13 protein-coding genes are annotated in these 13,741 nt (G+C 44.6%); 5 read left to right on the top strand and 8 right to left on the bottom strand.

The features are described from left to right. Nucleotide 1: 1 nt before the first annotated feature. Nucleotides 2-1,087: a glucosaminidase domain-containing protein gene (locus tag ACIFSR_RS18440; RefSeq protein ID WP_430059045.1), complete on the bottom strand. Its 1,086-nt coding sequence runs from the start codon at nt 1,085-1,087 to the stop codon at nt 2-4. A 319-nt stretch (nt 1,088-1,406) separates the two neighbouring features. Then, nucleotides 1,407-2,414, bottom strand: a complete 1,008-nt coding sequence (locus tag ACIFSR_RS18435) for an SDR family oxidoreductase (RefSeq protein WP_430059042.1) — start codon at nt 2,412-2,414, stop codon at nt 1,407-1,409. Nucleotides 2,415-2,579: 165 nt separating this feature from the next. Here ACIFSR_RS18435 and ACIFSR_RS18430 point away from each other — a divergent pair, with 165 nt between their 5' ends. Then, the gene (locus ACIFSR_RS18430; protein WP_339209414.1) at nt 2,580-3,110 is read left to right on the top strand and encodes a PCYCGC motif-containing (lipo)protein; all 531 of its coding nucleotides are present in this window, start codon (nt 2,580-2,582) and stop codon (nt 3,108-3,110) included. 98 nt (nt 3,111-3,208) lie between these two features. Here the strand turns inward: ACIFSR_RS18430 and ACIFSR_RS18425 are convergent, their stop codons facing one another. Continuing rightward, a complete protein-coding gene (locus tag ACIFSR_RS18425) occupies nt 3,209-3,718 on the bottom strand; it encodes a hypothetical protein (protein ID WP_430059038.1) in 510 nt (169 codons plus the stop codon). Between the two features lie 188 nt (nt 3,719-3,906). Here ACIFSR_RS18425 and ACIFSR_RS18420 point away from each other — a divergent pair, with 188 nt between their 5' ends. From ACIFSR_RS18420 to ACIFSR_RS18410, 3 genes are all read left to right on the top strand, one after another. Then, complete coding sequence (locus ACIFSR_RS18420; protein ID WP_339209416.1) at nt 3,907-4,686, top strand: SDR family NAD(P)-dependent oxidoreductase; 780 nt, start codon at nt 3,907-3,909, stop codon at nt 4,684-4,686. Between the two features lie 21 nt (nt 4,687-4,707). Then, the gene (locus ACIFSR_RS18415; RefSeq protein WP_430059035.1) at nt 4,708-5,493 is read left to right on the top strand and encodes an SDR family NAD(P)-dependent oxidoreductase; all 786 of its coding nucleotides are present in this window, start codon (nt 4,708-4,710) and stop codon (nt 5,491-5,493) included. A gap of 72 nt (nt 5,494-5,565) precedes the next feature. Next, the gene (locus tag ACIFSR_RS18410; protein WP_339209419.1) at nt 5,566-6,954 is read left to right on the top strand and encodes a mandelate racemase/muconate lactonizing enzyme family protein; all 1,389 of its coding nucleotides are present in this window, start codon (nt 5,566-5,568) and stop codon (nt 6,952-6,954) included. 177 nt (nt 6,955-7,131) lie between these two features. On the opposite strand, the gene ACIFSR_RS18405 is transcribed toward ACIFSR_RS18410, so the two are convergent. From ACIFSR_RS18405 to ACIFSR_RS18390, 4 genes are read right to left on the bottom strand one after another with little or no spacing between them, the layout of a single operon-like run. Next, complete coding sequence (locus tag ACIFSR_RS18405) at nt 7,132-8,136, bottom strand: mannonate dehydratase (protein ID WP_430059032.1); 1,005 nt, start codon at nt 8,134-8,136, stop codon at nt 7,132-7,134. A 23-nt stretch (nt 8,137-8,159) separates the two neighbouring features. Continuing rightward, complete coding sequence (locus ACIFSR_RS18400) at nt 8,160-9,506, bottom strand: ABC transporter substrate-binding protein (protein WP_430059029.1); 1,347 nt, start codon at nt 9,504-9,506, stop codon at nt 8,160-8,162. A gap of 38 nt (nt 9,507-9,544) precedes the next feature. Beyond that, the gene (locus ACIFSR_RS18395) at nt 9,545-10,375 is read right to left on the bottom strand and encodes a carbohydrate ABC transporter permease (protein ID WP_430059027.1); all 831 of its coding nucleotides are present in this window, start codon (nt 10,373-10,375) and stop codon (nt 9,545-9,547) included. After that, the gene (locus tag ACIFSR_RS18390; RefSeq protein ID WP_076265907.1) at nt 10,372-11,325 is read right to left on the bottom strand and encodes a carbohydrate ABC transporter permease; all 954 of its coding nucleotides are present in this window, start codon (nt 11,323-11,325) and stop codon (nt 10,372-10,374) included. The genes ACIFSR_RS18395 and ACIFSR_RS18390 overlap by 4 nt, the downstream gene beginning before the upstream one ends. Nucleotides 11,326-11,556: 231 nt before the next feature. Here ACIFSR_RS18390 and ACIFSR_RS18385 point away from each other — a divergent pair, with 231 nt between their 5' ends. Beyond that, nucleotides 11,557-12,462: an RraA family protein gene (locus tag ACIFSR_RS18385; protein ID WP_430059023.1), complete on the top strand. Its 906-nt coding sequence runs from the start codon at nt 11,557-11,559 to the stop codon at nt 12,460-12,462. A 97-nt stretch (nt 12,463-12,559) separates the two neighbouring features. Here the strand turns inward: ACIFSR_RS18385 and ACIFSR_RS18380 are convergent, their stop codons facing one another. Further along, nucleotides 12,560-13,729, bottom strand: a complete 1,170-nt coding sequence (locus ACIFSR_RS18380; RefSeq protein WP_430059020.1) for a helix-turn-helix domain-containing protein — start codon at nt 13,727-13,729, stop codon at nt 12,560-12,562. Nucleotides 13,730-13,741: the final 12 nt, after the last annotated feature.

The following is a 13,741-nucleotide window of genomic DNA, read 5'->3' as shown; positions in this document are numbered from 1 at the left end:
GTCAGAGCTTCCTGTAGTCACTTTTCATTATATTCTTCACTAAACTTGACCATTTGGAGTTGGCGGGACAATATTTTCGGGCAACCTTCTCAATGGTAGTCAGTCCCTTGCCCACATAGTTTTTGGATAAGAGCTGTCCAAACTTTCGTACGCTGTCCCCTTTGGTTTCAAAGCTGAACGCCTTATTGTATTTATCGCCATCTATCGCATTGAGGCCAAATAAGTTATTTTTGCTCTTGGCCAGCCTGCTTTTGCCATTTCCACTCTCCAGCTTCATCACGGCTATTGTAAAATAAGCATTTATGCCGTATTCATCCTCCACTTCAAGGATAGCTTGTTCCAAATCATGCCCGGATAGTGCTGTTCCTTCGAATATTTTCTCAATATGCTCGATGGTAAGGCCCGAATCAGACTCTACAGCAGATGTTGGCTTCATAAGTTCTTCCTCCACTGCTTCTTTTAAAATTTCTATCTTATCTATGCGCTGCTCCTCGGTTTTTGCCTTAAGCGCAATTGCAGGCTGACGATTAACATCAGAAGCAAGGGATAACACGGAAACTTCACTTTTCACCTTTTTGGCATATCCGCCATGTACGTATCCACCATTTTGCAGCTTAAGCCAACCATTGTCTGTTTCTTCTGTAATTTCAAGCTTTGCTCCCTTTTCTACAACCTTTATAATATCCGAAGTGGCGCTCGGTTTTGTTCGAATGTTAAGGTAATACGCGGTAACCTCATATGTATTCGTTAGTTTTTCAGTGATGGCTACCGGTTGTTCAACTTCAAGAGTCGTTTCAAGCGCGATGGTTGGAGGTTGATTAGATGCGTTAACTGTAGCTGCGCTAATCTTGTTGAATGTTACAGGTATAGGTGCTGGAGTGGGTGAAGCGATGACTTTTTCATTGTTCTCTAAGCTGTCAACAACAAGCGGCGTTAGGGTAGTTAAGGAAAATGTTTCTGCTGCAGACGTTTCTAAAGCTTGTGAATCCGGTTCGTTATTTAAAGGTTGGACGTACATGCCTAAAGTAATGACTAACGATAAAATGAGCAAGTAAACAAATAAATGTTGATTCAACTTTTTTCGCATGATTATACCTCTCCCTTAAGTTAATGAAGTATACCTGTTACGATATAAGTTAGATGGCGAGAATAAGCAGGCATCAATAAAAAGTGGACGGTCTGTGAAGATTATATGTCGCTCATTCCTTCAAAAGACGAGTTTTTATGCTTCTTGTAAATTATGAGAAATTTTTTAGCATCTAGGAATCGAGGTTTAAAACACAAAAAAAGCGCTTCATCCCTAGAGGATAAGCACTTTTTTTGCACCTATAAAAATCGCTAAAAAAATTTTTTTATTGCTCTAAATGTACAGCTTAAAATTTATATTTTCGTCATTTGCTTACGCATTATTTTTTAAATCCGGCTGCATGAGCAGCAATAATCGTATCCATCTGCTCGTTCCAAGCATCATCTTCGGTGCATCGCTCAGGGTGAGCCTCAAACCAAGCAACCGTCCGTTTAATACCTTCCTCAAAGGAAAGATCCGCTGAAAAATCGGGAACTAATCTTTTGATTTTGCGGTTATCAAATACGCTCGTGACAGATTTATCGCCAAGCAAGCCGCCCTCGAGATCAGGGTCATGCGAAATAAGAAACTCGGAAGAAATATGGACAAGCTTCGGCTCTACGCCAGCTGCTGAACCAATCGCTTCATAGATTTGATTCCACGTAAGGACTTCGTCTGAAGTAATATGATACGCCTCTCCGATCGCCTCAGCACGTCCAAGCAAGCCGACAAAACCTTTGGCAAAATCAGTATTATGTGTCATCGTCCACAATGAAGACCCATCACCATGCACGATAACTGGCTGCCCCGCACGCATTCTTGCGATCAGTGACCATGGATGCTGCCAGCTGTTTAAGGCAGCGGGTATCATCGTATCGCCATAGGTAAATGACGGTCTTACGATAGTAACTGGAAAACCTGATGACGCCTGCTCATCGAGCAGCAGCTGTTCACAAGCAATCTTGTCACGCGAGTATTGCCAATACTGATTTTCGAGCGGTGTTGCATCCTCTGTGATGATATAGTGCTTAGGCGGCTTCTGATAAGCAGAGGCTGAGCTTATAAATATGTATTGATTCGTGCGTCCACGGAACAACGCAATGTCCGTGCTGACATGCTCCGGCGTGAAAGCAATCCAATCGACTACCACATCAAACTGATAGCCTTCAAGTGCAGCAGCAGCCTGCTCGGCGTCGCGTATATCACCCTTGATGACCTTGGCCCCTTCTGGTACAAACTCATCTCGCTTCCCTCTGTTAAAAAGATAAAGTTCAATTCCGCGTTCTAACGCAAGCTTAGAAACAGCTTCACTTATTAATCCTGTTCCACCAATAAACAATACCTTCATCGACAATCGCTCCTTTTTTGTATCTTGGCATTTGTTACGATTAAACGGGAGAGCTTACGGCTTAAACGATCTAAATCGTCAATTAATAGTACCATATGCGTTACTCTTTTAATATTTGAAAATGCTATAATAAAACCAATTAATAGAAACAAGGAGCTGCTATACTTGAAACGATTAGCCCAAACCACACTCTATTCGGTTCTGCTCTCTTCGATGCTGCTCAGCGCATGCAGCAGCCAAACAAATTCAGCTGGATCAGCAACGAACGCACATGAAGCAAATGGCGGCAATCATGGTGATCATCAAACAGCATCTGGCGATTTGCAAGAGACGACAGCATCGCTGGATATTTTACCAACTTTTCTAGATGGCGCCTCTGACAACCTTCGTATCGCCTATCAAACCGCTGCAACGGTTACGGATGTATTGCCCTATATCCCTTGTTACTGCGGGTGTGGCGAAAGCGCGGGACACCAAAGCAATCTCAATTGCTTTATCGCCGAAATAAAGGAAGACGGCTCTGTTGTCTGGGACGATCATGGCACTCGCTGCGGCGTATGCATCGAAATTGCTGTAACAACCGCAGCAATGAAGTCTTCAGGGATCGAAGTAGATCGGATTCGCCAAATTATCGACGAAACGTATAAAGAGGGTTATGCCAAGCCAACGAAGACTAAGCTCCCTCCTGCTTCCTAGTTTGTTCATCAATGATTTAAACAAATGACAGTCCAGAACAGGAGTAATCGTTCTAGACTGTCATTTTTTTCTAGATGCTCCCTAGTCTATCAATCTATCTACTCTTCTAATACATTATAAACCGTAGCAAATGATTGTTCTGTTTTCATAATGGTATAGCGGGAATGCTCGCGATCAATCAAGCTGCTGCTAACCGTGAAGTCAGCTATGGCTCTGTCTAGAGTAGTATCAAACACCACTTTATTCCCTTTCACAAAAACCAGTTTATGTACCGACTCATCCAGCAAAGGATATTGTCCGCTTATCTTTCTATCTATCCAATATCCGGCGTAGGAGGCTTCATTGGTCCACTCTTGTCCGACTGTTCTTTCCATCTCTTCTCTTGAGCGATAAGCTTCAAAAACAAACATTTTATCCCAATCAAATGGCGCGACTTCCTTCATATCAAATGTGGTTCCCTTATGTACAGCTGTCTTAAGCTGCTCGGTGAATAAGGCTTCATAATCGTTATTAACTCTAGTCATTCGATAGTTCGAGTAGCTCAAAATAAACGGAACAAAAATAATCATTAGAAGCGTGATGAAAATGAATTTTTTTATTTTGCGCATGGCTTTCCCTTCCATTTGGATTCCTATTCTCCCTTAATAACGAATGCAGTCATAGGCTTGTTGCAGTATTGGCGGATTATGCAAGAAATCAAACAAAATCATAAATTTACAGCATCGCTATGCTTGAACCAAAGTAACTAAAATAAAGCTATATCCATCATTTTATGTCTGTTCCTTGGAGGGGATCTATGCGATTGCCAAATAAGGTTGTATTTATTACGGATTCAGACAGTGACAGCGGAAAAGCGATCATTCGACGATTAAAGGAAAGCGGAGCGCATTTTATTTTGAATAGTCATTCAGGAGGCTCTGCGATTGGGTCAGAATTAAAGCTAGTTCAGGACGCAGGCTTGCAGGCGGTCGTAGTTACCATTGACCTTTGTAAAACGGCTGAAGTCACGGATATGCTTCTATTCACGAAGCAGCAGCTTGGTACGGTTGATATTCTCGTTCACAACAATAATGAGATTTCTCCAAGCACAATTGAAGATGGTGATGAAGCGCTTTTTCAGCAAAGCATCGCAGTAAACGCCAAATCGGCATTTATTTGTACGCAGGCTGTCGGCAAACAAATGATGATGAAGCAAGCTGGGAAAATCATCTATGTCTCTTCCATTCATGCCGAGAAGCCGACTGGTTCAGCGTTTACCTACAGTATTGCAAAAGGTGCAGTTAAAATGCTGTCCAAAGAAGCAGCACTTGTGTTAGGGCGATATGGGATCAGTGTCAATACCATTGAAGTGGGTTCTGTTGCTGGCGATGATGAGTTGTTTCACAGTCATCTATCCACCTTGTACAACGATTACGAATATAAGGTGCCTAATGCTGTTTTGTGCAGCAATGAAGATATCGCCGAGCTTGTGAATTTTCTCTCTTCCGATGAGGCGAGACTCATTAATGGTGCAGATATAAGGTTGGATGGCGGTTTTTTGCTTCATTATATGAATTTCAAAATGAAAAAACCGTAATCGCCGGTATGGAGGTGAATAATGAGTATCGTTGGCAAAATCGCTTTAGTTACCGGCGCTGGAACAGGAATTGGCAAGGGCGTTGCAATCGAGCTTGCACGGCGCGGGGTTATGGTTGCCATTCATTATAATCAGAGCGATGCCGGTGCGCTTCATACCAAACAGATGATCGATGATTTCGGTGGCAACGCGATGATCGTACAAGCGAATATTTCGCAAAAAGATGAAATTGAACGGATGGTCTCCACCACTGCTGGGCATTATGGCGGCATTGACATTTTGGTTAACAATGCCGCATTGCAGCTGAATTATGGATTTTTTGAGCATGATGAAGTCTCTTTCGATCGCATGATGAACATTAATTTAAAAGGCTACTGGCAATGCATACAAGCCGTCGTTCCCTATATGAAGGAAAAACAGTCAGGACGCATCATTAATATGTCTTCTGTTCATAGCAAGCGCCCCACCGACTTCGATGCCGTATATTCCATGACCAAGGGCGGTATTCGCATGTTAGGCAGAGAAAGCGCAATTGAGCTTGCAAGGTATGGGATTACCGTTAATACGATTGAGCCAGGAGCCGTGGATGTCGGCAAGCAAAGTGCACGAGAATCGAAGCCAATCATGTCCGCCGAGGACGTCGCGAAGCATAAAAAAACGACCCGCTCTATACATGATAAATTCCCGCTTGGCCGTGTTGGCCGTCCACTCGACGTAGCTCAGCTCGTATGCTTCATTGCATCCGATGAAAGCGAATTCATGACCGGTTCAGCCATTCGACTCGATGGCGGCAGCATGCTGCTCTAGCTAAGCTAGATGCATGAATGAGTGAGTGCAACCCCTTTCAATACCTAACTTATAAACAAGGAGTGACCTTTCGTGTCCAACAATCCTTCTTATGAAGAAACGTTAGCCCATGTGAGCAAACATGCAAGCCCTTCCGCACTTCGGATTACGGATATTCGCTTCACCGATATTGTAGGCGGGCCGTTTCATAGCAGCTTGATTAAAGTGTATACGAATCAAGGCCTAATCGGATTTGGTGAAGTGCGTGACGGAGCTGATAAAGTATATGCGCAAATGCTGAAAGGCCGGTTGTTAGGCGAAAATCCATGCAATATCGATAAGCTGTTTCGCCGCATTAAGCAGTTTGGCGGTCATGCCCGTCAAGGCGGTGGTGTGAGCGGGCTTGAAATCGCTTTATGGGATTTGGCAGGCAAAGCATATGGCGTACCGATCTATCAAATGCTCGGCGGCAAGTTCCGTGACAAAATTCGAATGTACTGCGATACCGAGGTCGTCGGCAAGGATACCGGCACCGCCATGGGACTCGCGCTTCAGAAGCGTATGGAGGAAGGCTTCACTTTCCTAAAGATGGATCTTGGCATCGGTCAAATTATTAATGAGCCTGGTACTTTAAGTGCTCCGATAGGCTTCATTGATGAAATGCGAAATGCTTCCAAAAACCGTTACAGTGCAAACCAAGACACCTTAACCGAAGAAGAAATTCGTGATATCCGAAATCAACATTATGATATTCACAACATCCCCCATCCTTTTACAGCGATTCATGTAACGGATAAAGGGCTTGATATGCTGGAGCAATATGTGGCGGATGTACGCGCTGTAATTGGTTATGAGGTTCCGCTTGCCGTAGATCACTTTGGTCATATTGGTCTTGAAGATTGCATTAAGCTTGGCCGCCGCGTCGATAAATTCAATTTGGCTTGGATGGAGGATATGCTTCCATGGCAGTATACCGAGCAGTATGCGAAGCTCGCACGTGCTGTTGCAACGCCGATATGTACAGGCGAGGATATCTATTTGAAAGAAAACTTCAGGCCGCTGCTTCAAGCTGGCGGGGTGTCGGTCATTCATCCAGACGTTCTGACGACTGGCGGCATTTTGGAAACGAAAAAAATTGGTGATATGGCACAGGAATACGGTGTGGCCATGGCGATCCATATGGCTGAGAGCCCTATCGCCTGTCTCGCAGCAGCGCATGTAGCAGCAGCGACAGAGAACTTTATGGCGCTAGAGTATCATTCCTGTGAGGTGCCATGGTGGGATGATATTATCATTAGCAGCAAGCTTCCGAACAAGCTTGTTCAGAATGGCTTCATTCATATGACAGATGCGCCTGGTCTGGGCATTGACGACTTGAACGATGAGGTACTAGCACAGCATCTGCATCCAAAAATCCCAGGGCTGTGGGAGCATACGGACAATTGGAATCATTACCATTCCAATGATCGGCTTTGGAGCTGATACGTTGCGACAGTTATTATGACGGATAGGATAAATACGGGACGCATAATTGCGTTCCGTTCTTTCATGTTTTGAAGTAACGATAGCGCTTTGAGCAAATATGAGCATTATAAAAAGCACCTCCAGTTCCACACGATATGTGGAGTTGAAGGTGCTTGCTTTATGAACGTATGGAAGTTATCCCGAAATGTTAACACTCGTCTTAGCTTCATTTGATAATCTTGCAGCAGCAGCTGCCTCCATTAAACCTCGGATATAACCGATACCGTATAAGCGACCCAACAGCTCATATCCGGGATTCGCATTATCCTCGCCTTCCATCGTCGGCACATGATCTGGCCTTGCTGGCCCGTTAAAGCCTACTTCATAGTACGTTTGCATGGCCTCGAGCATATCGGTTTGCCCATCATCGTGGAACGTTTCCTCGAACTTTTCCGGCGTTCCTTTCACATCACGGAAATGGACGAAAAACATTTTATCCTGTCTTGCAAAATGGCGGATGACGCTCGGAATATGTTCTCCAGCCGTTGCGAGTGTTCCTTGGCATAAGGTAATGCCGTTATAGGCGCTTGGAACTAAATCAATCGCTTGCTGCAGGGCAGCTGCACTTGTCAAAATACGCGATATCCCCCTAATAGGTGTGATCGGAGGATCATCGGGATGTAGCGCAAGCTTCACTTTTGCTTTCTCTGCAACAGGGACGATTCGCTCCATGAAGTATTGAAGGTTTTCCCAAAGCTGATCTTCACTAATAAGGCCAGCCTCAGTGAGCGGCGCATCCTTCATGAGGCTGTGATCGTAGCTGGACACGAGTGCTCCGCCCCGCGTCCGAGTGGTGGTCGATGTTCGAAACCAATTGAACTGAGCCATAAAATTATAGCAAAGGACAGGAATACCGGCTGCACCCATATTCGTAATAAATTGCTGGAACACTTCGATCTCGGCGTCTCTTCCTGCCGTTCCAAGCTTAATCTCATTGCTCGGAGGCATAGATTCGATCACGTTAAGCGTAAGACCAGAATCTGCAAACCGCTGTTTCATACGAATAAGCGGCATTAAATCCCATGGTTTCTCCTGCTTTTCTTCCCATGGAAGTCCTCCAACTGCGTATTCAATGCCAAGCTGCTTTGCCAAAAGCCATAATCTTGCTGGCTGCGATGAGAAAAACTCTGCTAGCTGCATCCAGATACCACCTCCATAGTTTATTAACCAGCCACTTTCGCAGCCAATTCCTTGCCCATCTTGTCTATTTTCTTGTAGGCATCTTCAATCGATTGCTGGCCGAAGGTTACAGCCTCCATCTCCTTTTTATACGTATCAACCCATTCGGAGAAGCCTGCTGCCGGCGGATAGAACGGCAAAGCCTTGTCTAGTGAAAGGTCATATATTTCTTTGCCGAGCTTATCTTTAGCCTCAAGAGTTGGCTCCAGCTCTTTATAAATGTCAGGGTTGATCGGAATGCCGCGTGTGAGACCAAGCGCTTTGCCTGCATCCTTATCGGTAACGAACCATCTCAGAAATTTCTTCGCTTCATCTTTGTTTTTGGAATTCGCGCTTACACTTAAGAAGATGGTTGATTGCGCCCAGCCGCCACCCGCAGGACCAACAGGAAGATTCACTACGCCTACCTTTCCTGGCATAAGCTGCTCTAAAGCGCTGACAGAGCCGGTTGTTGCACCTCTTGTCATTACGACGCCGGATGCCATTGGATCAGCTTGCGGGTCATTTTCCAGAAATGAAGCGGCTTTTTCTGCAGGAGGTACGATTTTCGTTTTGCGGAACTCTTCATACGTTTGGTAGAAGGTCATAAACAAATCCTTATCAAGCGTAAATGTTTTGCCGCCATCGGACATAACGGGCGGTTTGCCCATCGACGTCTGGTAATAGTTGAAGCTATCCCAAGTGGTTGTATCACCGATCGGATATTTCCCATCAGGCAGCTTCGCCCGAGCGTCTCTTGCCCACTGGAAAAATTCATCATAAGTCCAATCCTTATGCGGAAGCGTAATCCCGTATTGCTCCAGCTCCGCTTTGTTGTAAGCTAAGCCTTGTGCATTCTGACTTAGTGGAATACCGTACAATTTTCCATCTATTTGCAAATTAGAAATTACGGATGGATCAACAATGCCGCTTAGGTCAATGTCAGAGAGATCCTCTAGCTGACCGCGCGATACATATTCTTGAATGTAGGCAGCATCCATTTGCAGTACATCTGTTATTGACTTCGAAGCAGCAAGTGTCGGAAGCTTTTGCCAGAATGCATCCCATGCCATAAACTCCGGCTTAAAAGATACGTTCGTGTTTTGCTGGGAGTAAATGTCTAGCGCTTTTTTTGTTGCCTCGTGCCGGGCATCCGGCCCCCACCACATAATGCTGAGTGTTGTTTTGGCGCCAGCTTCTTTGCCGCCTGCATCGTCGGGCTGTGCTGTGCTCTTCGTTCCTTCATTCGTTTGCTTCCCTCCATTGTTGCTTCCGCCTCCGCTGCAAGCGGTCAATACGAGCAGTAATGCCAGCATCAACAGCCCCAAGCTTCTTGACCCGTTTTTGTTCATCGTCTTACATCCCCTTTTCCTTTGTGAAATGAAATGACTTACCCTTTTAATCCTGTAGTAGCTATTCCTTCGACAAAATGCTTCTGTGCAAAGAAAAAGATGATTACCGAAGGAAAGATCGACAGCAAGGACATGGCTAGCAATTGTCCCCACTGAATGTCGAATTGATCGATGAACATACGCAGTGCCAGCCCAACAGTAAATTTGTCAACGGAGCTTAAATAAAGCACTTGTGCAAAAAAGTCGTCCCAGCTCCATATAAAGGTGAATATAGCTACGGTAACAAGTGCGGGCTTCAGCAGAGGCAGGATCACTCTCCAAAAGATTCCGTAAACGCTTGCTCCATCAATCGTTGCGGCCTCATCCAAATCTTTCGGAATACCGCGAATAAATTGCACAAGCAAGAAAATGAAAAATGCGCCACCTCCGAAAAAATGCGGAAGCACGAGCGGTACATAGCTGTCCACAAATCCTAGCTTATTGAACAAAATGTACTGCGGGACAACGGTTACCTGCCCTGGAAGCATCATGGTCAGCAGTAAAATCGAAAACCAGAAGCCGCGCAGCTTGAAGTTTAGCCTTCCGAAGCCATAAGCTACAATCGCAGCCGTGGCAACGCCGCCAATGACATTGCCCAGCTCCATAAGCAGTGTGTTTCCAAAAAAATGAGCAAATGTATATTCCGATGAGAAGTGCCAGCCATCCCAGTAATTGCTCCAAATGGGTGTCTTCGGCCAGATCGTCGGCAAGCTGAGCTCCTCTGTTTTTTTTAAAGAGGCTCCTGCCCACCAGATGACGGGATACAGCATCAGAATAGAGAACAGGGATAGGTACAAATGGCTCGTCAGCTTCGAACGCAGCGAATTCATTTGGTTTTCCCCCCATCTGATTCGTAGAACACCCAATATTTCGAGGCTGCGAAATTAATAAGCGTGAGAAGCGCAACAATGGTGAGCAATATCCAAGCAAGTGCTGACGCATAACCCATCTGATAATGCTTGAACGCTTTCTCGTACAGGAACATGGCGTACATATAGGTTGAATTAATAGGGCCGCCCTTTGTGATAATGAACGCTGAGGTAAACGTTTGAAACGATCCGATAATGCCCAGCACGAGATTAAAGAACATAACCGGCGAGAGCATTGGCAGCGTAATGCTTATAAACTTCCTTACCTTGCCGGCACCGTCTACAGATGCTGATTCATAAAGCTCTTGCGGCACTTGCTTAAGTCCAGCTAGAAAAATAACCATGGTTGATCCGAATTGCCACGTATTGAGTAAAATCAATGTGCCAAGCGAGGTGTCCGGATTGGATATCCAGCCTACCCCCTCAATCCCAAACCAAGCGAGCACTTGATTGATATAACCGTCTATCCCGAACATATTGCGCCAAAGCGCTGCTACCGCAATGCTTCCTCCGATTAAGGATGGAAAATAAATTGCCGTCCGATAAATATTCATGCCTCGAATGTTCTTATTAAGTGCCAATGCGACCATAAGGGAGAAAAATAGCTTTAATGGAACGGAGAATAATACAAACATAAACGTCACGCTGAGCGATTTCGTGAAAGTGGAATCACCAGTAAATATTTTGGTGTAGTTGTCCGTGCCGGTCCATATTGGGTCCTCCAGCAAAGAATATTCGGTAAAAGACAAATAAAACGATTGTGCAATGGGCCAAAGCGTCAACAGCAAAAAACCGATTAGCCAAGGGGATATAAATATGTATCCGGCTAAATGAGCAGCTCCTTGTTGTTTGCGTTTTGTTTTTATCTGCTTTTGTTTGGGTAAAACAGTCTCTGTCTTCACTCTTATCATCTCGTCCCCTTTCCTAGATAATGTTCCTTTACTTTATACGAAAGCGGTTACATGAATGAAGGTGAAGAAATTATGAAATCGTTTGATTTTATATAGTGTGAAAAATTCATAGATTGCCCCATAAATACCTTAAGAAAGTCGCATCGACAAATATGGGAATGTCCCTAACAATAGACTTAGAAAGCAAATAACAGCAGCCTTCAAACACACTATTGCGAAAGAGGTGCTCATATGAAATTTGACAATCCGGAAGATATGATCCAGCTAACGCCGCTTTGGGAGGGTGAACGCTTTCCGAATGGACGTCCTAAAGTATCCGAAGATGTTCTTAGGCGCATGCGCAAAATCACTTTGGAGGAGGCTTGGGGCCCTCTCTGGAACAGAGGTTATGCCTTTCAGTTCGAAGGTGATTTCAAAATCGTTCACCCGAATAAAATAATGGTTGGACGCGCTGTTACAGCTGTAATGGTGCCTAAACGACCTGATCTGCATGAAGCGCTGCTTAACTATGGACATGAGCAAGAAAATCGAAAAGGCTTTTTCAACCAATGGGTTATTGATTCGCTTGTAGAAGATGACGTCGCGGTAGTGGATATGTTTGATAAAGTGCATCTTGGCACTTATGTAGGCGGGAATTTATCTACAGCTATTTCCACACGCACGAAGCGCGGCGGTGCTGTCATTTGGGGCGGTATTCGCGATAATCAGCAAATCGTAGAAATCGACAATATTAATGTGTATTATCGCGGCAGCGACCCTACTGCGATTGCGGACGTTACAATGGTAGGCATGAACGTTCCAACACGCATTGGCAAGGCTATATGTATGCCAGGAGACGTGGTACTCGGCACTCCATCTGGCGTTATTTTTATTCCGCCTCATTTAGCTGAGCTAACGGTCGTACAAGCGGAAAAGTCCCAAGTACGTGATGTGTTTGGTTTCGTAAGACTGCGTGAGAGCGTATATTCGACAGCACAAATTGATGCCGGATGGGACGTTGCGCTTTGGACAGATTTCTTGAACTGGTTCGAAAATGATGCCGCAGCCGAGGAATATCGTCATCTAAACTGGGATACTGAGCTTGAGGAAGCACAAATGAGAGATCGAAACGGACCGCAAAGCGATGTTCGTCTCTAGGCAATTCGTTCGAAACTAGCAACTGTGGTTTAAATATGAGAAAAAGGACTCTAGCTGGATCATGCCGCCGCTAGAGTCCTTTTCATATGAGATGCTTTTATTTACCAATCGTTTCCCGGTATTCACTAGGCGAGAGTCCGACCTTTTTCTTAAAGATTTGACTGAAATACCGTGGATCTTGGTAGCCGACCTTCTCTGCTACCTCATAATTTTTGTAATGGGTGCTCTTTAGCATATCCTTCGCTTTATCCATCCGAATGTCTGTCAAATGCTCGATGAACGTTTTTCCTGTATTCATTTTGAATAGCAAGCTTAAGTAGGTTGGCGTCATATACACTTTCTGTGCCACACTTTGCAAGGATACATATTGGCATTCCTGCTCCATATGATGAATTGTTTTTTTGATAATGCTGCGGTGGCTCTCCTTCTGATTGTACGAGAACACTTCTTTCAGTCCAATTAAAAAATGAATGACATACTGTTTAATTTCATCCAAAGTCGCAAGCTTCACGATCGACATCACGTCAAACCGCTCATACATGCTAACATGTTCTGTCTCTGATATCACACGTTTTTCTATTCCGACGAGAAGCCTAACGGTCACATCATATACGCTTTGTGTATCAATCGGTCCATCATGAAGCAGCTCAGCATAAAAAAGCTGAACACTTTCTTCAATCTCTGCGGTTGTCTCTGCGGCTTTATAAACATCAAAAAGCTGCTTCTCCTTATCTGACGGGTATTGCTGGAGCGATTCCGAGCGTCCAAGCTCGCTGAAATAATTAATTTTGCCCGTTCCACTATAAAACTTATACTGCAGCGCTCGCGCAGCCTGCCGATAGGAATGGACAATATCATATAATTGACTGCATGGTTTGCCCACGCCGACATTAAAGGAATGAAGAAAATGCTCTTTAAGCATAGTCTGCATCTTCTCGATAGATTCCTTCGATACCCATGAGAAGAGCATGCCAATTCTGCCCTCCTCATCCACAAATACAACGCTGCCTTCGGTCATTTTTTTTTGCATGTAATCCCGAATTTGCTCCAAATAAATGATTTTCTCATGCTCATCTTCAAATGGGATCGTCGGTTCTACCAAAGCCATAACAGGAAAAGTGTAATAGGGATTAAGCTGAAGCCTGGATAAGCTTTCTTTTAAATCCGACTTCATTGAACGGGCATTAGACACCAGGTTTCGCAAGAAACGCTCCCTCATCCACGTAAGAATGACATCTTCTTTAAATAATAACCCCTCGCTTAACATTCTCCATTTCCC

This window comes from Paenibacillus sp. NRS-1760 (assembly GCF_050467785.1).
Classification (GTDB): Bacteria; Bacillota; Bacilli; order Paenibacillales; family Paenibacillaceae; genus Pristimantibacillus.
This window is presented reverse-complemented; position numbering and strand designations above follow the sequence as displayed.